General features: G+C 33.7%; 22 protein-coding genes. 20 read left to right on the top strand and 2 right to left on the bottom strand.

From position 1 onward, the window contains the following. The first annotated feature begins 3 nt into the window (after positions 1-3). From ftsY to trpS, 11 genes are all read left to right on the top strand, one after another. Positions 4-969, top strand: coding sequence for a signal recognition particle-docking protein FtsY (gene ftsY / locus THEXY_RS06920; RefSeq protein ID WP_013788127.1), 966 nt, complete (start codon positions 4-6; stop codon positions 967-969). A 72-nt stretch (positions 970-1,041) separates the two neighbouring features. Then, positions 1,042-1,395, top strand: coding sequence for a YlxM family DNA-binding protein (gene ylxM / locus THEXY_RS06915; protein WP_013788126.1), 354 nt, complete (start codon positions 1,042-1,044; stop codon positions 1,393-1,395). 25 nt (positions 1,396-1,420) lie between these two features. Further along, positions 1,421-2,761: a signal recognition particle protein gene (gene ffh, locus THEXY_RS06910; protein WP_013788125.1), complete on the top strand. Its 1,341-nt coding sequence runs from the start codon at positions 1,421-1,423 to the stop codon at positions 2,759-2,761. Positions 2,762-2,789: 28 nt separating this feature from the next. Next, on the top strand, positions 2,790-3,047 hold the full coding sequence (gene rpsP / locus THEXY_RS06905) for a 30S ribosomal protein S16 (RefSeq protein WP_013788124.1): 258 nt from the start codon (positions 2,790-2,792) through the stop codon (positions 3,045-3,047). A 25-nt stretch (positions 3,048-3,072) separates the two neighbouring features. Then, the gene (locus THEXY_RS06900) at positions 3,073-3,300 is read left to right on the top strand and encodes a KH domain-containing protein (protein WP_013788123.1); all 228 of its coding nucleotides are present in this window, start codon (positions 3,073-3,075) and stop codon (positions 3,298-3,300) included. An 8-nt stretch (positions 3,301-3,308) separates the two neighbouring features. Continuing rightward, the gene (gene rimM / locus THEXY_RS06895; protein WP_013788122.1) at positions 3,309-3,809 is read left to right on the top strand and encodes a ribosome maturation factor RimM; all 501 of its coding nucleotides are present in this window, start codon (positions 3,309-3,311) and stop codon (positions 3,807-3,809) included. Continuing rightward, positions 3,809-4,537: a tRNA (guanosine(37)-N1)-methyltransferase TrmD gene (gene trmD / locus THEXY_RS06890; RefSeq protein ID WP_013788121.1), complete on the top strand. Its 729-nt coding sequence runs from the start codon at positions 3,809-3,811 to the stop codon at positions 4,535-4,537. The genes rimM and trmD overlap by 1 nt, the downstream gene beginning before the upstream one ends. A gap of 14 nt (positions 4,538-4,551) precedes the next feature. Next, entirely contained in the window at positions 4,552-4,890 is a 339-nt protein-coding gene (gene rplS / locus THEXY_RS06885; RefSeq protein WP_013788120.1) for a 50S ribosomal protein L19, read from the top strand. Positions 4,891-4,932: 42 nt separating this feature from the next. Then, positions 4,933-5,769, top strand: a complete 837-nt coding sequence (gene ylqF, locus THEXY_RS06880) for a ribosome biogenesis GTPase YlqF (RefSeq protein ID WP_013788119.1) — start codon at positions 4,933-4,935, stop codon at positions 5,767-5,769. A gap of 11 nt (positions 5,770-5,780) precedes the next feature. Next, positions 5,781-7,313: a YifB family Mg chelatase-like AAA ATPase gene (locus tag THEXY_RS06875; RefSeq protein ID WP_013788118.1), complete on the top strand. Its 1,533-nt coding sequence runs from the start codon at positions 5,781-5,783 to the stop codon at positions 7,311-7,313. A 14-nt stretch (positions 7,314-7,327) separates the two neighbouring features. Then, a complete protein-coding gene (gene trpS, locus THEXY_RS06870) occupies positions 7,328-8,311 on the top strand; it encodes a tryptophan--tRNA ligase (protein WP_013788117.1) in 984 nt (327 codons plus the stop codon). On the opposite strand, the gene THEXY_RS06865 is transcribed toward trpS, so the two are convergent. Together THEXY_RS06865 and rnhB are read right to left on the bottom strand one after the other, a co-directional pair. Further along, positions 8,301-8,669 carry a YraN family protein gene (locus THEXY_RS06865; protein ID WP_013788116.1) on the bottom strand — a complete coding sequence of 123 codons (369 nt, stop codon included), beginning with the start codon at positions 8,667-8,669 and terminating at the stop codon, positions 8,301-8,303. The genes trpS and THEXY_RS06865 overlap by 11 nt on opposite strands. A gap of 4 nt (positions 8,670-8,673) precedes the next feature. After that, positions 8,674-9,402 (bottom strand): ribonuclease HII, encoded by a 729-nt coding sequence (rnhB, locus tag THEXY_RS06860; RefSeq protein WP_041592086.1) that lies wholly within the window; start codon positions 9,400-9,402, stop codon positions 8,674-8,676. 111 nt (positions 9,403-9,513) lie between these two features. On the opposite strand from rnhB, the gene dprA reads away from it, so the two are divergent. The 9 genes from dprA to fliF all read left to right on the top strand — a co-directional run bounded on the left by dprA (position 9,514) and on the right by fliF (position 18,403). Then, positions 9,514-10,602 (top strand): DNA-processing protein DprA, encoded by a 1,089-nt coding sequence (dprA, locus tag THEXY_RS06855; RefSeq protein WP_013788114.1) that lies wholly within the window; start codon positions 9,514-9,516, stop codon positions 10,600-10,602. A 44-nt stretch (positions 10,603-10,646) separates the two neighbouring features. Further along, a complete protein-coding gene (gene topA / locus THEXY_RS06850; protein ID WP_013788113.1) occupies positions 10,647-12,704 on the top strand; it encodes a type I DNA topoisomerase in 2,058 nt (685 codons plus the stop codon). A gap of 85 nt (positions 12,705-12,789) precedes the next feature. Continuing rightward, a complete protein-coding gene (hslV, locus tag THEXY_RS06845) occupies positions 12,790-13,320 on the top strand; it encodes an ATP-dependent protease subunit HslV (RefSeq protein WP_013788112.1) in 531 nt (176 codons plus the stop codon). 13 nt (positions 13,321-13,333) lie between these two features. Further along, positions 13,334-14,716 (top strand): ATP-dependent protease ATPase subunit HslU, encoded by a 1,383-nt coding sequence (hslU, locus tag THEXY_RS06840; protein ID WP_013788111.1) that lies wholly within the window; start codon positions 13,334-13,336, stop codon positions 14,714-14,716. A 13-nt stretch (positions 14,717-14,729) separates the two neighbouring features. Next, the gene (codY, locus tag THEXY_RS06835; protein ID WP_013788110.1) at positions 14,730-15,488 is read left to right on the top strand and encodes a GTP-sensing pleiotropic transcriptional regulator CodY; all 759 of its coding nucleotides are present in this window, start codon (positions 14,730-14,732) and stop codon (positions 15,486-15,488) included. 221 nt (positions 15,489-15,709) lie between these two features. After that, the gene (gene flgB, locus THEXY_RS06830; RefSeq protein ID WP_013788109.1) at positions 15,710-16,120 is read left to right on the top strand and encodes a flagellar basal body rod protein FlgB; all 411 of its coding nucleotides are present in this window, start codon (positions 15,710-15,712) and stop codon (positions 16,118-16,120) included. Between the two features lie 2 nt (positions 16,121-16,122). Further along, entirely contained in the window at positions 16,123-16,572 is a 450-nt protein-coding gene (gene flgC / locus THEXY_RS06825) for a flagellar basal body rod protein FlgC (protein WP_013788108.1), read from the top strand. Positions 16,573-16,582: 10 nt separating this feature from the next. Continuing rightward, the gene (gene fliE, locus THEXY_RS06820) at positions 16,583-16,870 is read left to right on the top strand and encodes a flagellar hook-basal body complex protein FliE (protein WP_013788107.1); all 288 of its coding nucleotides are present in this window, start codon (positions 16,583-16,585) and stop codon (positions 16,868-16,870) included. A gap of 24 nt (positions 16,871-16,894) precedes the next feature. Next, the gene (gene fliF / locus THEXY_RS06815) at positions 16,895-18,403 is read left to right on the top strand and encodes a flagellar basal-body MS-ring/collar protein FliF (protein WP_013788106.1); all 1,509 of its coding nucleotides are present in this window, start codon (positions 16,895-16,897) and stop codon (positions 18,401-18,403) included.

Genomic DNA, 18,403 nt, shown 5'->3' with positions numbered 1-18,403 from the left:
TGTATGCTAAACTTCTTCAAAAAAAATAAAAAAGATGATGAAATTGTAGAAAAAGAAGATAAAAAAGGACTTTATCAGAGACTAAGAGATGGTCTTGCAAGGACAAGGGATAATTTTACATCTAAAATAGATGGCATATTATCGTTTGGAAGAAAAGTAGACGATGAATTGTTTGAAGAATTGGAGGAAATTTTAATATTAGCAGATGTTGGTGTTTCTACAACAGAAAAGATTATTGATAATTTAAAAGAGAAAGCTAAAGAGCAGAAACTTAAAGATGCAGAAAAGATAAAGGAATTGTTGGCAGAAGAAATATACGATATTATGGAGGCTAAAGAGACGTCGTTTAAAATTACGCAACCAACTTTAATTTTAATTGTTGGTGTCAATGGTGTAGGTAAGACGACGACAATAGGCAAACTTGCCAATAAGTTTAAAAGAGATGGAAAAAGAGTACTGTTAGTGGCAGCAGATACATTTAGGGCAGCAGCCATAGATCAGTTAGAGGTATGGGCAGGAAAAAATAATTGTGAAATAATAAGGCATGAGGAGGGGTCAGATCCGGCATCTGTCCTTTTTGACGGTATAAAAGCTGCAAAATCCAGGAATGTAGATGTGATATTGTGCGATACTGCGGGAAGGCTACACAACAAAAAAAATCTTATGGAGGAATTAAAAAAGATATATAGAGTCGCTCAAAGAGAATTTAATGAAGGCAATATAGAGACGTTTTTGGTTTTAGACGCTACAACTGGCCAAAATGCAATACAACAAGCTAAAATTTTTAAAGAAGCTACAGATGTAACTGGTATAATACTGACAAAGCTTGATGGAACAGCAAAAGGAGGCATTGTAATATCGATAAAATCCGAGCTTGATATACCAGTAAGGTTTATTGGTGTAGGAGAAGGTATTGATGACCTTCAAGAATTTGATTCAGAAAAATTTGTTAGGGCCCTGTTTGAATAAAAACTTGACAAATTAGATTTTCTCGTATAAAATCTTAATGTAAAGGCAAGTACCTTAACAGGTGGTATATATATGAATTCTGATTTTGTTGAAATGAATGTGTTGTATGATTTTTATGGTTTGCTACTTACAGGCAAACAAATGGATATATTTAAAATGTACTATATGGATGACTATTCATTAGGCGAAATATCACAGGAGCTTAATATTTCAAGACAAGGTGTATACGACTCTTTAAAAAGAGCTGAAAGTATTTTAAAATACTATGAAGATAAATTGGGACTTGTAAAAAAATACAATGATAACATGGAAAAACTCTCTAAAATAAAGCAGTCGATAGATGAGGTTAAAAAGTATATTTCCGATAAAAAAGTCTTAGAGGCTTTGGAAGATATAGAAAAAGAAATTGATGGTTTAGAATTGTAAATAAAAAATTCTAGGAGGTTTTTGAATGGCATTTGAAAGTCTTACTGGAAAGCTTCAAGACATTTTTAAGAAACTTAGGGGTAAGGGCAAGCTAAGCGAAAAAGATGTAAAAGAGGCTATGAAAGAAGTCAAGATAGCACTTTTAGAAGCTGACGTTAATTTTAAAGTTGTTAAAGAATTTATAAATACTGTTACTGAAAAGTCTTTAGGGCAAGAAGTAATGGAAAGTCTAACGCCTGCACAGCATGTCATAAAAATTGTCAATGACGAATTGACGGCACTGATGGGTTCTAAAGAAAGCAAGATCAATTTTAGCGATAAACCTCCAACAGTTATAATGATGGTGGGATTGCAAGGTTCCGGTAAGACGACTACAAGTGGCAAACTTGCTAATTATTTAAGGTCTAAAGGAAAAAGTCCTGTACTTGTCGCATGTGATATATACAGACCTGCAGCAATTAAACAGCTTCAAGTAGTTGGTTCATCCATAAATGTGCCTGTTTTTTCAATGGGTGATAAGACTTCACCTGTTGATATTGCAAAGGCTTCTATAGATTTTGCAAGAAATAATAATTACAACGTAGTAATAATTGATACGGCTGGAAGACTTCACGTAGATGAAGAATTGATGGATGAATTGAAAAACATAAAAGATGCCGTGAATCCAGATGAGATACTTTTAGTTGTCGATGCTATGACAGGTCAAGATGTTGTCAATGTAGCTGAATCTTTTAATGAAAAACTTGATATAGATGGAGTTATATTGACAAAACTTGATGGTGATACGAGAGGTGGAGCAGCTTTGTCAGTGAAAGCTGTCACGCGTAAACCAATTAAATTTATAGCATCAGGCGAAAAATTTACTGACATAGAAGTTTTTCATCCAGATAGAATGGCTTCAAGAATATTGGGAATGGGTGATGTTTTAAGCTTAATTGAAAAAGCTCAGGCACAGATAGATGAAAAAAAAGCATTAGAGTTGCAAAAAAAGATTTTAGAGCAACAGTTTTCGTTTGATGACTTTTTAGATCAATTACAGGGATTAAAAAATATGGGGCCAATTGATCAGTTGTTTTCGATGATACCAGGTGTAAATATGTCAAAATTAAAAGGAGTAAACATAAGTGATAAGGACATAAAGAGAATAGAGGCAATAATTCAGTCAATGACTAAAGAAGAAAGACAGAATCCTTCTATCATAAATGGCAGTAGAAAAAAACGAATAGCTGCTGGCAGTGGTACGTCGATTCAACAAGTAAATAGCTTGCTTAAACAGTTTGAGCAAACCAAGAAGATGATGAAGCAGTTTACTGATATGGGCAAAAATATGAAAATAGGCAAGAGGAAAATGCCATTTTTCAGATAAACATTTAGCTTTAAAAGGAGGTGATAAAGTGGCAGTTAGGATTAGATTAAAAAGAATGGGTGCAAAAAAGTCACCATTTTACAGATTTGTTGTGGCCGATTCGAGATCACCACGTGATGGTAAGTTTATAGAGGAGATTGGATATTATAATCCAGTATCTAATCCAAAGGAAATTAAAATTGATTCTGAAAAAGCCATAAAGTGGCTAAAAGTAGGTGCACAACCATCTGACACGGTTAGAGCTCTATTCAAAAAAGAAGGTATATTTGATAAAATTAACAATTAAAATGCTGTTTTAGGAAGGGATAAACATGGGTGAATTAGTTAAGTTCATTGCGAAATCTCTTGTTGACAACCCTGATGCAGTTCAAATTAATGAAATTGAAGGTGAGCAGTCAATTATAATAGAGCTTAAGGTTGCTCCAGAAGATATGGGAAAAGTTATAGGTAAACAAGGTAGGATAGCAAAAGCTATAAGAACTGTTGTTAAGGCTGCTGCGACCAAAGAGAAAAAACGTGTCATCGTAGAAATAATTTAGGTGATTTTATGGATAATTATTTATCCGTAGGCAAAATTACATCTGCATACGGTGTAAACGGCGAAGTCAAGGTATATCCGCTTACAGATCATTTAGATAGATTTTATGATCTTGATTATGTGTATATTTTTGATGATGACAAAAGGGTTCAATATCAAATTGAATCAGTAAGATTTATTAAGAATCTTGTTTTGATAAAATTTTATGAAGTAAATGACAGAAATGAGGCGGAGAAGCTAAAAAACAAATTTATAAAAATAACGATGGATGATGCTGTAGAGTTGGAAGAAGACGAGTATTTTATTAAAGACTTGATAGATATGAAAGTTTACACTGAGGACAAAAGAGAGTTGGGTGTATTAAAGGAAGTGTTAAAAACTGGTGCTAATGATGTGTATGTAGTAAAAACAGACGAGAGGGACATATTGATACCTGCCATTAAAGATGTGATTAAAGATGTGGATATAAATGGTAAAAAAATGATAGTCCATCTTTTGGAGGGACTATAGTGGTTTTTAATGTTTTAACGATTTTTCCTGATATGTTTGAAGGTATACTTAGAAATAGCATTCTGAAAAGAGCAATCGAGAAAGAATTGATAAAAGTAAATTTGGTAAATATCAGGGATTATTCGAAAGATAAACATAAGAAGACCGATGATTATCCATATGGTGGCGGGTATGGTATGGTAATGATGGTTCAGCCAATATATGATGCAATTAATGCAGTCAAGTCATTTAAAAATACGCCAGTTTTTTATATGGGTCCTAAAGGGAAAAAATTTGATCAAAAGAAAGCTATAGAGCTGTCAAAATATGATGAAATAATCATCTTATGTGGACATTACGAGGGAATCGATGAAAGAGTGTATTCACTAATAGATGAGGAAATATCAATGGGAGATTTCATTTTGACAGGTGGCGAAATCGCTGCGATGGCAGTTATAGATTCTGTGTCAAGGTTGATACATGGTGTTTTGCCGCAAGATGAAAGTTTTATTGATGAATCTTTTTATTGTGGTTTATTAGAATATCCTCAATATACAAGGCCTGAAATATTTAATGGGATGGAAGTCCCGAAAGTGTTACTGTCTGGAAACCATGCGGAAATCACTAAGTGGAGAAGGCAGAAATCATTAGAGACTACGCTTAAATTACGCCCAGATCTTTTGGATAGAAAATATCTATCAGAACAAGATATTGAATATCTTAAAAAGTTAGGTTATTCAGATATTTGAAAGGAGGGAAAAAAATGAATCTAGTTGATATTGTAGAAAGAGAACAATTGAGAGAAGTACCTGAATTTAATGTTGGTGATACTGTAAGAGTACATTATAAAGTTATCGAAGGTGACAAAGAAAGAATTCAGGTTTTTGAAGGTGTTGTTATAAAAAGAAGTGGTGGTTCATTAAGAGAAAACTTTACTGTAAGACGTGTTTCTTATGGTGTTGGAGTAGAAAGGACTTTCCCGCTTCACTCACCTAGGATTGAAAAGATAGAAGTAGTAAGAAAAGGTAGAGTTAGAAGAGCCAAACTCTATTATGTTAGAAAAAGAGTTGGCAAAGCTGCTAAAATTCAAGAGAAGAAATAAAGGGGACTTGATTAGTCCCTTTTTCAATATTTGGAGGAAATTATGTATCAATGGTATCCTGGACACATGGCAAAAACTAAACGCCTGATTGAAGAAAATTTAAAAATAGTAGATATTGTCTATGAATTATTAGATGCTCGGATTCCAAGAAGCAGTAGAAATCCATTGATAGATGACTTAGTAAAAAATAAAAAACGGATTATTTTGCTTAATAAATCTGATTTGGCTGATTTAGAAGTCAATAAAATGTGGAACGATTATTTCAATCTTAAAGGTCACGTAAGCATTAATATAAATTCTTTAGATAGCAAATGCATTCAAAGTATTTACGAATTGACTTTAAAAGAGTGTAGCGATATAATCGATAAAAAAAGACAAAAGGGTATAAAAGCTAAATTAAGGGCAATGATAGTTGGCATACCTAACGTTGGAAAATCAACATTGATAAATTCTTTGACCAAAACAAAAAATGCCAAGACTGGCAATAAACCAGGAGTGACAAAATCAAAGCAGTGGATTAAAACACCTTATTTTGATTTGTTAGATACCCCAGGTATTCTGTGGCCTAAATTTGAAGATGAACATGTTGGAATGATGCTGGCTTTAACATCTGCGATTAAAGATGAGCTGTTAAATCATGAAGAGTTGGCATATTTATTACTTGATATATTGAAAATAAATTATCCTGAGCTTTTAATTAAAAGATACAAGTTAGAAGACATAAGCAAAGATGTGTATAAATTACTTACAGATATAGGTAAAGCAAGAGGTTGTTTGTCTTTTGGAGGAATTGTTGATACAGAGCGTGCTGCGAAAATCATTATTGATGATTTTCGCACAGGGAAAATTGGCAAAATATCTCTTGAAAGACCTGATTAGGGGGATTTTTGATGCTTTCTATAACAAAAAGCATGGCAATCTTAGGTATAGACGGATATGTAGTAGATGTAGAAATTGATATATCAAATGGACTTCCTGCTTTTGATATAGTTGGACTAGGCGATACAGAAATAAAAGAATCAAGAGATAGAGTAAGAGCTGCTATAAAAAATAGTGGGTACGAATTTCCGGTAAAAAAAATAACAGTAAATTTAGCGCCTGCTAATACTAAAAAAGAAGGTACATCGTTTGATCTGCCGATAGCTGTAGGAATACTTATATGCACTGGACAAGTTAAACCTGTTGATAATGATACCGTTTTGCTGGGCGAGCTATCACTTGATGGTTCTCTACGGCCAATTAAAGGTGCGCTGCCTATGGCTATGGATGCAAGACTCTACGGAATTAAAAGGATAATACTGCCATATGCAAATGCAAAAGAAGCTGCTATAACAAAAGATGTAGAAGTTATACCTGTCAAATCATTAAAAGACGTTGTTGATTACATAAACGGTATAAAAGTAATTGACAGTATTAAAATCGATATTGATGAGCTTTTCAAAAGAAAAAATTATGATGTAGATTTTTCTGATGTAAAAGGACAGGAAAATGCAAAAAGAGCATTTGAAATTGCTGCTGCCGGTGGCCACAATGTCATGCTTGTAGGTCCTCCTGGTTCAGGCAAAACTATGTTAGCAAGAAGGTTTCCTACCATACTTCCAGAGATGACTTTGGAAGAGGCATTAGAAGTTACCAAAATACATAGTATAGCAGGGACTTTGTCTGAAGATGTTTCACTATTGACAAACAGGGTTTTTCGAGCGCCTCACCACACTATTTCAACAGTTTCTTTGGTTGGTGGTGGCAGGATTCCGAAACCAGGAGAAGTTTCTTTAGCACATTACGGTGTCTTATTTCTCGATGAGTTTCCCGAATTTCGGAGAGATGCTATTGAAGCGCTTAGGCAACCGTTAGAAGATGAATGTGTGACAATATCACGAGTCAATGCTACTTTTACGTATCCAGCTAAAGTAATTCTCATTGTTGCATTAAATCCATGTCCTTGCGGCTATTTAGGCGACGATACTCATGAATGCAGATGCACTCCTAATGAAATAAGGCGTTATCAAAACAAAATTTCCGGTCCTTTATTGGATAGGATTGATTTGCATGTTGAGGTAAATCGCGTCGACAAGCAAAAGTATTTTGATGATGATGCAAATGTCGAAACATCAGAGATGATACGCAATAGAGTAAAAAAGGCAAGAGAGATTCAATTAAAAAGGTATAAAGGCAGTGGTATATTTTTTAATTCTCAGCTAAATAATAATATGATAAAAAAATACATAAAACTTGATAAAAAAACTACAGATATGATAAAAGAATACTTTGACACATTAGGACTTAGTGCCAGAGCTTATAATAAAATAGTGAAATTAGCAAGGACGATTGCTGATCTAGAAGGAAGCCATGATGTTAAATATGAACATGTTGTAGAAGCATTTCAATATAGAAATTTTAACAATAAATACATAAGCAATTAAAAGAGGTGTGAAAGATGCAGAGAGTTTTTTCAGGTGTGCAACCAACAGGGGATATTCATATTGGCAATTACTTAGGAGCAATGAAACAATTTGTAAAACTTCAAGATGACTATAGTTGCTTATTTTGTATTGTAGATTTGCACGCATTGACAGTTCCACAAGATCCAGAAACTTTGCGCAAAAAATCCATTGAATTGGCTGGACTTTATCTTGCCATAGGCCTTGATCCTAAAAAAGTGATTATTTTTGTTCAATCACATGTTAAAGAGCATTCAGAACTTGCTTGGTTGCTACAGTGCATGACATATTTTGGCGAGTTAAATAGAATGACTCAATTTAAAGAAAAAAGCAAAGGCAAAGAGTCTGTGTCTGTAGGTTTGTTCACGTATCCTGACCTGATGGCGGCAGATATCTTGCTATACGATACAAACTTTGTTCCTGTAGGCAATGATCAAAAACAACATTTAGAACTTACAAGAGATATAGCTATAAGATTTAACAATAGATTTGGCGATACTTTTGTGATACCTGAACCGATGATTTTGAAGACTGGTTCGAGAATAATGAGCTTGACTGAACCTGATAAAAAAATGAGCAAAAGCAGCGAAAATCAATACAGCAAAATAAATTTATTAGATGAACCTTCTTTGGTAAAGAAAAAAATCATGAAGGCAGTCACAGATTCAGAAAACGTGATAAGATATGATCCTGAGAATAAACCAGGTTTAAGCAATTTGCTTACGCTATATAGCGCATTTACCGACATAAGCATAGAAGACGTGGAAGCAAGATTTAAGGGGCAAGGGTATGGAACCTTAAAAAAAGAACTAGTTGATGTCATAGTAGAAAGACTTCAAGAAATACAATCTAATTACAGAAACTTAGATTCAAATTTTATAAATGAAGTATTAAAAGACGGTGCTGAAAAAGCCAGTGAAATTGCAAAGGCAACTGTAAATAAAGTTAAGGATAAGATGGGACTTTTACCTAACGCGTAAAAGCGTCTTTTATGTGATTTATATTGTTAAGCTTAAATGTTTTTGGATCGACTAATATTTCAATCACATCAAATCTAAAAATATGATTTGTATATTTTTCATTAAATGCCAAAAAAGTTTCCGCGACTTTAATGATTTTGTTTTTTTTATGGTATGTTACCGCTTCCTTTGGATAGCCGAATTTTGTTGAAGTCCTTGTTTTAACTTCAACAAAAATCAGGCTATCTTTATTTAATGCTATTATATCTATTTCTCCGATAGAGCATCTAAAATTTTTGCAGACAATATTATAACCGGATTTTTTTAAATAATTTTCTGCAATTGTTTCTCCTAAATTACCTAATATTTTATTATTCATGTAATCAATCACCTAATATACTTTTTAAAAAGGTTTTTCTATGTATTGGGCATGGCCCGTATTTTTTTATAGCTTCTATGTGTTCTTTTGTGCCGTAACCTTTGTTTTTGCAAAACCCATACTGTGGATACATTTCATCGTATTTTCTCATTATGTTATCCCTTGTAACTTTAGCCACTATAGATGCAGCCGCAATAGAAATGCTTTTTGCGTCACCTTTTATTATGGGTATTTGTGCAATATCAATGTCTGGTATTGTTATTGCGTCTACCAGCAAAAAATCAGCTTTAATATTAAGATTAGAAATCGCCACCTTCATGGCTTCATAAGTGGAGTTTAGTATGTTTATTCTATCAATTTGTTCATTATCTATTATGCCAATACCATATGCAATAGCTTTTTTTTTAATTATTTCAGACAATAGTTCTCTTTTTGACTCACTTAATTTTTTTGAATCATCAATATCTGGAATAAATGATTGTTTTGGAAGTATGACACATCCTGCAACGACAGGACCTGCTAAAGGTCCTCGTCCTACTTCGTCAATTCCTCCAATCAACTTATAATCTAAATTGTAAAGTTCATTTTCGTATTTCATCAAATCATTTAATCTATTTTTTTCTTTCTCAAGCCATCTTAAAGCATTGCTGCTTATCTTGAATCCTTCTATTTCAAATCCATATTTGTATATGTGTTCTTTTAAACTTTTTATCGTTAAAAACTGTTTTACCATTTTATCACCCAACTTATACTTATTCGACAAAAATATATAAAATACCTGCTTTTATTTTTTATTTTTTATTATTATAATGATAATGTTTAAATATATATTTGAGGTGCAATAATGGATAGGAATAAAGTATTTTATGTTTGGCTCAGCTCAATTAATGGCGTAGGTGCAAAGACTTTTAAAAAACTTGTGGATTATTTTGGAAACGCAGAAAATGTATATAAGTCAAGTTTGGAAGACATAAAACAAGTGGTTAATAATGGAAGGGTTTTAAACAGTATAATAGAGGCAAAAAAGATTGAACCGTACAAATACGCAGAAAGGTTACATAAAGAAGAAGTAAAAGTTCTATTGATAGATGATGATGAATACCCAAAACTACTTCGAGAAATATACGATGCGCCTCCAGTTTTATATGTAAAAGGTAATATTACTGAATCTGATGATATGTCGATTGCCATAGTCGGTTCAAGAAATGCTACATCATACGGCAAATTGATGTCTGAAAAATTTTCATATGAATTATCCAAGCATGGGTTTACTATAATAAGTGGAATGGCCAGAGGAATCGACAGTCAAGCTCACAAAGGCGCTATAAAAGCTGGAGGAAGGACAATTGCTGTACTTGGATGCGGAGTAAATATAGCATATCCTGAAGAAAATAAAAAATTGATGGAAGAAATAATTTCTAAAGGTGCTGTTGTATCTGAATATCCGCTTGATTATCTTCCTGTAGCAGGCAATTTTCCTGCCAGAAACAGGATAATAAGTGGCTTGTCATTAGGCGTATTAGTTGTCGAGGCGGGTGTTAAAAGTGGTTCTTTGATTACTGCTAAATTTGCATTGGAACAGGGAAGAGATGTTTTTGCTGTTCCAGGTATTATTACAAGTGCTTACAGCCAAGGCACAAACGGACTAATAAAGCAAGGTGCAAAGTTAGTCGCAAGTGTCAGCGATATACTTGATGAGTATAATTTTAGAGAAGATATAAAAACAAGAATAAATGAGCGATTCGTAAATACACTAAGCAGTGAAGAAAGAAAACTGTACGCTATAATATCAGAATGCCCAAGAGATATAGAAGAAATTGTGGAGATAACTAAATTTCCTATATCTAAAGTCAATTATCTTTTATCATCACTGACGATTAAAGGGCTTATTGTCAGATTACCTGGAAATAAATATGAAAAAAGTTTTAATTAATAAGACAATTTGATATAATTAATAATTGTTTTGGAGGTATCAAAATGGAAAAATCTTTGGTAATAGTAGAATCGCCATCTAAGGCTAAAACAATACATAAATATTTAGGCAAAAATTATAAGGTCGAAGCATCTATGGGGCATATAAGGGATTTGCCTAAAAGTCAGCTTGGGATAGATATTGAAAAAAATTTTGAACCAAAATACATAACGATTCGCGGAAAAGGACCTATAATCGAGAAGTTAAAAAAAGAGGCAAAAAATGCATCGAAAATTTACCTTGCAACGGACCCGGATAGGGAAGGGGAAGCTATATCATGGCATTTGGCAAGTTTATTAAATATTGATATTAATGAAAAATGTAGGATAGAGTTTCATGAGATAACAAAAAATGCCATACAGAATGCCATTAAAAATCCGAGAGAAATAAATATGAATTTAGTTGATGCACAGCAGGCTAGGCGAATTTTAGATAGACTTGTAGGTTATAATATAAGTCCACTGCTCTGGAAAAAAATAAAGAGAGGCTTGAGTGCAGGTAGAGTTCAATCGGTAGCAACAAGATTGATTTGTGATAGAGAAAAGGAAATTGAGGATTTTAAACCGGAGGAATACTGGAGCATATCGGCATATTTGTATAAAGAAAAAAAGACACAATCTTTTGAAGCAAAATTTTATGGTACAAAAGATGGAAAAGTAGAGTTAAAAAATGAGAATGATGTAAATGAAATAGTAAAAGATTTGACAGATGATTATGTAGTAGAAAATGTCAAAATAGGTACAAAAAAGAGAAATCCTTCACCTCCTTTCATAACAAGTACAATGCAACAAGAAGCCTCAAAAACATTGGGTTTTACTGCGAAAAAGACGATGATGATTGCACAGCAACTTTATGAAGGTGTAGAAATAAAGGGTGAAGGCAGCCTTGGATTAATAACTTATATGAGAACAGACTCAACAAGAGTTTCAGATGAAGCTAAAAAAGCAGCCTATGAGTATATATTGCAGAAATACGGAAAGGAATATGCAAATCCAAATGCTACATATGCAAAAAAGGGAGGGAATATTCAAGACGCTCATGAAGCTATAAGACCTACATACATAGATTTAGACCCTGAGAAAATTAAGGATTCTTTAAAGCCAGATCAATATAAATTGTATAAATTGATTTGGAGTAGATTTTTGGCAAGTCAAATGTCACCGGCCTTATATGACACGATGAATGTTGATATTATTAATAAAAATTACGTGTTTAAGGCAAGTGGCTCTAAAATTAAGTTTTCTGGTTTTATGGCGGTTTACACAGATGATGATGAAAATGAAAATGAAGATAAGATGCTTCCAATGCTTAATAGCGGAGATTTTTTGAAATTAAAAGAATTAAAGCCAGAGCAGCATTTTACGCAGCCACCTGCAAGATATACTGAAGCTACACTGATAAAAGAGCTTGAGGAAAAAGGTATAGGAAGGCCAAGCACTTACGCTCCTATAATATCTACATTATTAGAACGAGGATATGTGATAAAAGAAAAGAAAAATCTTAAACCTACGGAATTGGGGTTTATTGTAACAGATGTAATGAAAGAATTCTTTCCAGACATAGTAGATGTAAAATTTACGGCGCAAATGGAAGAGCAGCTTGACAGAATAGAAGAAGGAATTGAAAAGTGGTGTGATGTCATCGATGAATTTTACAATGGTTTTAATGCTTCACTAAAGATAGCAGAAGAACAAATGAAAGATATTGAAATAAAAGATGAAGAAACTGATATTAAATGCGAATTCTGCGGCAGAAATATGGTTATAAAGTACGGCCGTTATGGTAAATTTTTAGCTTGTCCTGGATTTCCGGAGTGTAAAAATACTAAACCATTATACGAAGAAATTGGTGTTACATGTCCTAAATGTGGAGGTAAAATCATTATTAAAAAAAGCAAAAAAGGAAAAGTTTATTATGCGTGTGAAAATTCTTCCAATTGTGGCACTATGTTTTGGGATAGGCCTATATCAGAAACATGTCCTAAATGTGGGGCCTTGCTTGTTGAGAAGCATTCAAAAGGGCGAAAGATTATTAAATGCAGTAATTGTGATTACGTAAAGTAATTTAAATATATAAAAAATTTTGAAATATTATTGAAATGTTATAAATTTTGTGTTAATATTATATTGTTTTTTGGGGGGTGAAATTTTGTTTAAAGGTACTACTATAGTTGCCGTAAGACGCGGCAATAAAGTTTCAATAGCTGGTGATGGGCAAGTAACATTTGGTGAAAATACAATTTTAAAACACGGAGCTAAGAAGATCAGAAGGTTGTACAATGATGAGGTGTTAGTTGGTTTCGCTGGATCAGTAGCTGATGCATTTACTTTATCTGAAATGTTTGAAGAAAAATTAGAGCAATACAGTGGAAATTTAAAAAGAGCTGCGGTTGAACTTGCACAGGAATGGAGAAAAGACAAAATTCTAAAAAAGTTAGAGGCACTTTTAATTGCAGCAGATAAAAATGTCACGTTAGTCATTTCTGGCAATGGCGAAGTGATTGAGCCAGATAACGATGTAATTGCGATTGGTTCCGGTGGAAATTTCGCAATGTCGGCAGCACTTGCGCTAAGGTACAATACAGATTTACCAGTAGATGAAATCGCGAGAAAGTCCCTTGAGATTGCATCTCAAATTTGCGTATATACAAACGATCATATAACAGTAGAAAGCTTGTAAGGAGGGACTTAGCATGAAGAATTATACTCCAAAGGAAATTGTCGACGCACTTGATAAATATATAGTTGGTCAAGATTTGGCAAAAAGATCTGTAGCTGTGGCACTTAGGAATAGATACCGCAGAAATTTGCTACCAGATGAAATAAAGGATGAAATAACGCCTAAAAATATTTTGATGATTGGACCTACAGGCGTAGGAAAAACGGAAATAGCACGAAGAATTGCAAAACTTATCGAAGCTCCTTTTGTTAAAGTTGAGGCTACTAAGTTTACAGAAGTCGGTTATGTTGGACGAGATGTAGAGTCGATGATACGAGATCTGCTTGAGTCGGCCATTCGAATGGTTAAGCAGGAGAAGATGCAAAATGTCATGTTAAGGGCAAAAGAGCTTGCAGAAGAGAGAATATTAGATTACTTGATAAATGGCAGAAAAAGCAAAAGGCAGAAAAATCCGTTTGAGTTTTTATTTAATGCACAAGGCGATGAGGATACTCATGATGATGATGGGCAAGAAATAAAAATGCAAAAAGAGCAATTAAGAGAAAAAATAAGAAGCGGAGAATTAAACGATAGGATAATTGAGATTGAGATAACAGATTCTTCCTCACCTATCTTAGAAATGTATTCAAACTTAGGTGCAGAAGAAATGAACATCAATTTGCAGGATATGTTTGCCGATATTTTGCCTAAAAAAAAGAAGTATAAAAAAGTTCCTATAGGTGAAGCGAAGAAAATTTTAGAATCTGAAGAAGCCCAAAATTTGATTGATATGGATGAAGTTATCGATGAGGCCATCAGGAGAACGGAACAAGATGGAATAATCTTTATAGATGAAATTGACAAAATTGCTGGAAGCGGATACACTAATGGTCCAGATGTATCTAGAGAAGGAGTTCAAAGGGATATATTGCCTATAGTGGAAGGCAGCACGGTTATGACAAAATACGGTCCTGTTAAAACGGATTATATTCTTTTTATAGCTGCAGGTGCATTTAATGTATCTAAGGTAAGTGACTTAATTCCTGAGCTACAAGGAAGATTTCCTGTAAGAGTGGAGCTTAAACCTCTAACTAAAGAAGATTTCATAAGGATTTTGAAGGAGCCTAAAAATGCACTAACAAAACAGTATGCGGCATTACTGAGCACTGAAGGTGTAGAAATTGAGTACACAGATGATGGAATAGATAGGATTGCAGAAATTGCTTATATAATAAATCAACAATCTGAAGACATAGGTGCAAGGCGATTACACACAGTAATGGAGAAGCTTTTTGAAAAGTTATCGTTTGAAGCTCCTGACATAACTGGTAGCAAAGTGATTATCGATAAGAATTATATCGATGAACAGCTAAAAGATAATTTAAACAGATTTGATGTTAACAAATACATACTTTAAGAGGAGGATAATAATGGGGATACTATTAGAGAAAATTAGAAAAGTAAATAAGGTACTTCAAAAAACAGGTGTTCAACCAGTTGATTTTAATGAATTGTCTGAGATACTGAAGGATGTTATCAACTGCGATGTCTTTATAGTAAGCAGAAGAGGCAAGCTCTTAGGGAAAAATATAGAAAAATTTGTGGGAGATATAGATGAATCGGTAGTCAAAGGGATGCAGTTTTCAGAAGATTTTAATGATGAACTTTTAAAGATAACAGAAACGTCTATAAACTTGACTAAAGAAAGCAAAGCCATGCTTATAAAAAAAGACGATGCTTTTGAAACTATAGTCCCTGTTTTTGGCGGAGGAAATAGGCTGGGCACTTTAATGCTTTTAAGAGTAGGAGATAAATTTACTGATGATGATATTATTTTAGCTGAATACGGTGCTACAGTCATAGGATTAGAAATACTAAGATCTAAGAACTACGAAATGGAGGAAGATGAAAGGAAACGCACAGTAGTACAGATGGCTTTGGCCACATTATCTTATTCAGAATTAGAAGCTGTGATTCATATATTTGAAGAGTTGGATGGAAATGAAGGTTTGCTTGTAGCCAGCAAGATAGCTGATAAAGTCGGGATAACAAGGTCTGTAATTGTTAATGCTTTGAGAAAGTTCGAAAGTGCTGGTGTTATTGAGTCCAGATCGTTAGGGATGAAAGGAACCCACATAAAAATTCTGAATGATAAACTTATAGATGAGCTTAAAAAATTAAAAAGATAATGCGAAAAAAGTCCTAAGTAAATTTAGGACTTTTTTCTTATGGTCTTTAAAATCATCCAGTGATATAATATATTTTGACAAAATTTGATAAATACTGACATATATTTCTTTGCTTATTTATAACACGACTTTTATGCTAAATAATCTATTTTTTGAATATTTTTTGAAGGAAAATGCAATTTTGTGTCGAATAAAACTATTATTGAAATGGAGGAATATAGATGCTGGGAATTAATTTTAATACAGTAGATCTTATGAGTAAAGCCTTAGATGCTTCAGAGCTTAGAAATGAAGTCATATCGAATAATATAGCCAATGTGGATACTCCAGGTTTTAAAAGATCTGATGTAAATTTTGAAAGCATTTTAAATGATGCTATAAACTCTAATAAATTAACTGGTTTTGTTACTGATAAAAATCATATACCAATTAATTCGACATCCATAGACAATATTGAACCGCAAATTGTTCAGGATAATAGTACATCTATGAGATTAGATGGCAATAATGTTGATATTGATGTAGAAATGTCGAATCTTGCTAAAAATCAACTTTATTATGATGCATTAGCTCAAAGAGTCAGTGGTGAATTGAATTCTCTGCTTACAGCGATAAAAGATGGAGGTAATTGACCGTGGGATTTTTAAATTCTATTGATATAAGCGCTACAGGCCTTACGGCTGAGAGGCTTAGAATGGATGTCATCTCTCAAAATATCGCAAATGTTGATACAACGAGGACGTCTAATGGTGGTCCTTACAGAAGAAAGCTTGTGGTTTTAAAAGAAATTGACAATCAAAGTAGCTTTAGCGATATGTTAAATGCTGCAAAAGGTTCATCAACAGTCGGAAATGGTGTTGAAGTCGTATCTATCGAGGAAGACAACAAGACGCCTTTTAACCGTGTGTATGATCCTGGCAATCCTGATGCAGATAGCACTGGATACGTTAATTATCCTAATGTAAACATCGTTTCTGAAATGGTTGATATGATCTCTGCTACAAGGGCATATGAAGCGAATGTGACTGCAGTTAATTCAACCAAATCCATGATAGAAAAAGCATTAGAAATTGGAAAGGCTTAGGTGATTGATTATGATAAATCCTATTTCCCAGATAAGTGCTGTTGGTAGTGTTGGTACTTCAAATGCAACAAGTAACACTTCTTCTTTTGGAGATATTTTAAAAACAGCTATTTCAGATGTGAATAATTTGCAACTTAAAGCGCAGCAGGATGATCAAATGTTAGTAACAGGTGACATCAATGATATACACAATGTGATGATTGATGCTACCAAAGCCGATATAGCGTTGGAGCTTACTATTCAGATTAAAAATAAGATACTTGATGCCTACCAGGAGATAATGAGAATGCCAGTTTAAAATGCTTTGAGATGAGGTGAATTAATGCCCGTTTTTATAAATAACATACGTGAGCAGATAGACAATTTTTGGAATAAGTTTGATAAAAAGCAAAAAATTCAAATAGGTATTATCGCATTATTATTAATAGGAAGCATTGCACTGCTTCTGTACATCTTAAATAGGCCTAATTACGAGGTTTTGTATTCTGGTTTAAGCACAAAAGATGCAGGTACTGTAGTCGACAAATTGAAAAACGAATTGAAAATACCATATAAAATTGAAGGAGATGGCAGCACAATATTAGTGCCTGCTCAGTACAAAGATGAGGCGAGAATGCAACTTGCAACAGAAGGAATACCACAAGATGGTTTTAGCTTTAGCGATGCAATGAATAATTCATTAGCTACTACGGATCAAGAGAGAAGAGAGAAGTACATATATTTTGTTCAAAATGAAATACAGAATACGTTGAAGACAATAGATGGGGTACAAGACGCGAAAGTGAATATAGTCGTACCAGATCAGAGCAATTTTGTGCTGTCTAATAGCGACAATTCTTCGACAGCAGCAGTTATGCTGCAATTAAAACCTGGCGTTACATTGACAAATCAACAGATAAACGGAATAACAAATTTCGTATCTAAAAGCGTTCAAGGATTAAGTCCTGACAAAGTTACGATTATTGATGGAAATGGCAAAGTGTTGGTAGCTCAAAATGACAGTTCACTTGATGGAGCAAGTTCTCAGTACGCCCTTCAAATGAAAGTACAAAATGATTTGCAAAATAATATTCAGTCCCTTTTAGAACAAGTTTTTGGGCCAGGAAATGTCATAGTGAGGGCCAGTGTAAACTTGAATTTTGATAAGCAGGTGCAGGACAAAGTAGAATGGCAGCCAGTTATTGACAACAATGGGATTATAAGAAGCACACAGACAATAAAAGAGATAGCTAATGGTTCTAGCAATGGAGCACCAGCCGGTACTGCGACAAACAATCCACCAGGCAGCACTACATACACCACTCAAAATAATGGAAATTCAAGTTATAGCAAGACTGATACTACTATAAATTATGAGATAAATCAGATAAAGACTACGTTAACTTCAGCACAAGGTAAAATACAAAATATATCTTTAAGCGTAGTTGTAAACAACAGTAACTTGACTCCAGCTATGAAACAGCAGCTTACAGATCTTGTTTCAAATGCCGCTGGAGGTAAGAACGTATCTGTCTCGGTTATGGGAATAAAATTTAACAACGATTTATTGAATCAAATGAAAAATAATGGGAAACAGTCATTCCCATACGTATGGCTCATCATATTAGGTGCATTGGTTTTAGCTGGAGGTGTCTTCTATGCTATGAAAAAGAGAAGCAAACTTGCTGTGCCTTCTGCAAAATCAGAAGAAGCCATATCTATGGTTGAGCCTTTAGAGGATATAGAAGTACATGATGAGAGAGACGAAAAGAAAAAGCAAATTGAGAAATTTATTAAGCAAAAACCAGACATAGTAGCTCAACTGATTAGAACATGGCTAAATGAAGAATAG

The sequence above is a fragment of the Thermoanaerobacterium xylanolyticum LX-11 genome (genome assembly GCF_000189775.2).
Lineage (GTDB): Bacteria > Bacillota > Thermoanaerobacteria > Thermoanaerobacterales > Thermoanaerobacteraceae > Thermoanaerobacterium > Thermoanaerobacterium thermosulfurigenes.
The sequence above is the reverse complement of the archived record's forward strand: the minus strand, read 5'-3'. Positions and strand labels throughout refer to the sequence as shown.

Coding starts and splice junctions, on each gene's coding strand:
- ftsY (WP_013788127.1), top strand. CDS start 4: ATGCTAAACTTCTTCAAAAAAAATAAAAAAGATGATGAAATTGTAGAA.
- ylxM (WP_013788126.1), top strand. CDS start 1,042: ATGAATTCTGATTTTGTTGAAATGAATGTGTTGTATGATTTTTATGGT.
- ffh (WP_013788125.1), top strand. CDS start 1,421: ATGGCATTTGAAAGTCTTACTGGAAAGCTTCAAGACATTTTTAAGAAA.
- THEXY_RS06900 (WP_013788123.1), top strand. CDS start 3,073: ATGGGTGAATTAGTTAAGTTCATTGCGAAATCTCTTGTTGACAACCCT.
- rimM (WP_013788122.1), top strand. CDS start 3,309: ATGGATAATTATTTATCCGTAGGCAAAATTACATCTGCATACGGTGTA.
- rplS (WP_013788120.1), top strand. CDS start 4,552: ATGAATCTAGTTGATATTGTAGAAAGAGAACAATTGAGAGAAGTACCT.
- ylqF (WP_013788119.1), top strand. CDS start 4,933: ATGTATCAATGGTATCCTGGACACATGGCAAAAACTAAACGCCTGATT.
- THEXY_RS06875 (WP_013788118.1), top strand. CDS start 5,781: ATGCTTTCTATAACAAAAAGCATGGCAATCTTAGGTATAGACGGATAT.
- trpS (WP_013788117.1), top strand. CDS start 7,328: ATGCAGAGAGTTTTTTCAGGTGTGCAACCAACAGGGGATATTCATATT.
- THEXY_RS06865 (WP_013788116.1), bottom strand. CDS start 8,669: ATGAATAATAAAATATTAGGTAATTTAGGAGAAACAATTGCAGAAAAT.
- rnhB (WP_041592086.1), bottom strand. CDS start 9,402: ATGGTAAAACAGTTTTTAACGATAAAAAGTTTAAAAGAACACATATAC.
- dprA (WP_013788114.1), top strand. CDS start 9,514: ATGGATAGGAATAAAGTATTTTATGTTTGGCTCAGCTCAATTAATGGC.
- topA (WP_013788113.1), top strand. CDS start 10,647: ATGGAAAAATCTTTGGTAATAGTAGAATCGCCATCTAAGGCTAAAACA.
- hslU (WP_013788111.1), top strand. CDS start 13,334: ATGAAGAATTATACTCCAAAGGAAATTGTCGACGCACTTGATAAATAT.
- codY (WP_013788110.1), top strand. CDS start 14,730: ATGGGGATACTATTAGAGAAAATTAGAAAAGTAAATAAGGTACTTCAA.
- flgB (WP_013788109.1), top strand. CDS start 15,710: ATGCTGGGAATTAATTTTAATACAGTAGATCTTATGAGTAAAGCCTTA.
- fliE (WP_013788107.1), top strand. CDS start 16,583: ATGATAAATCCTATTTCCCAGATAAGTGCTGTTGGTAGTGTTGGTACT.
- fliF (WP_013788106.1), top strand. CDS start 16,895: ATGCCCGTTTTTATAAATAACATACGTGAGCAGATAGACAATTTTTGG.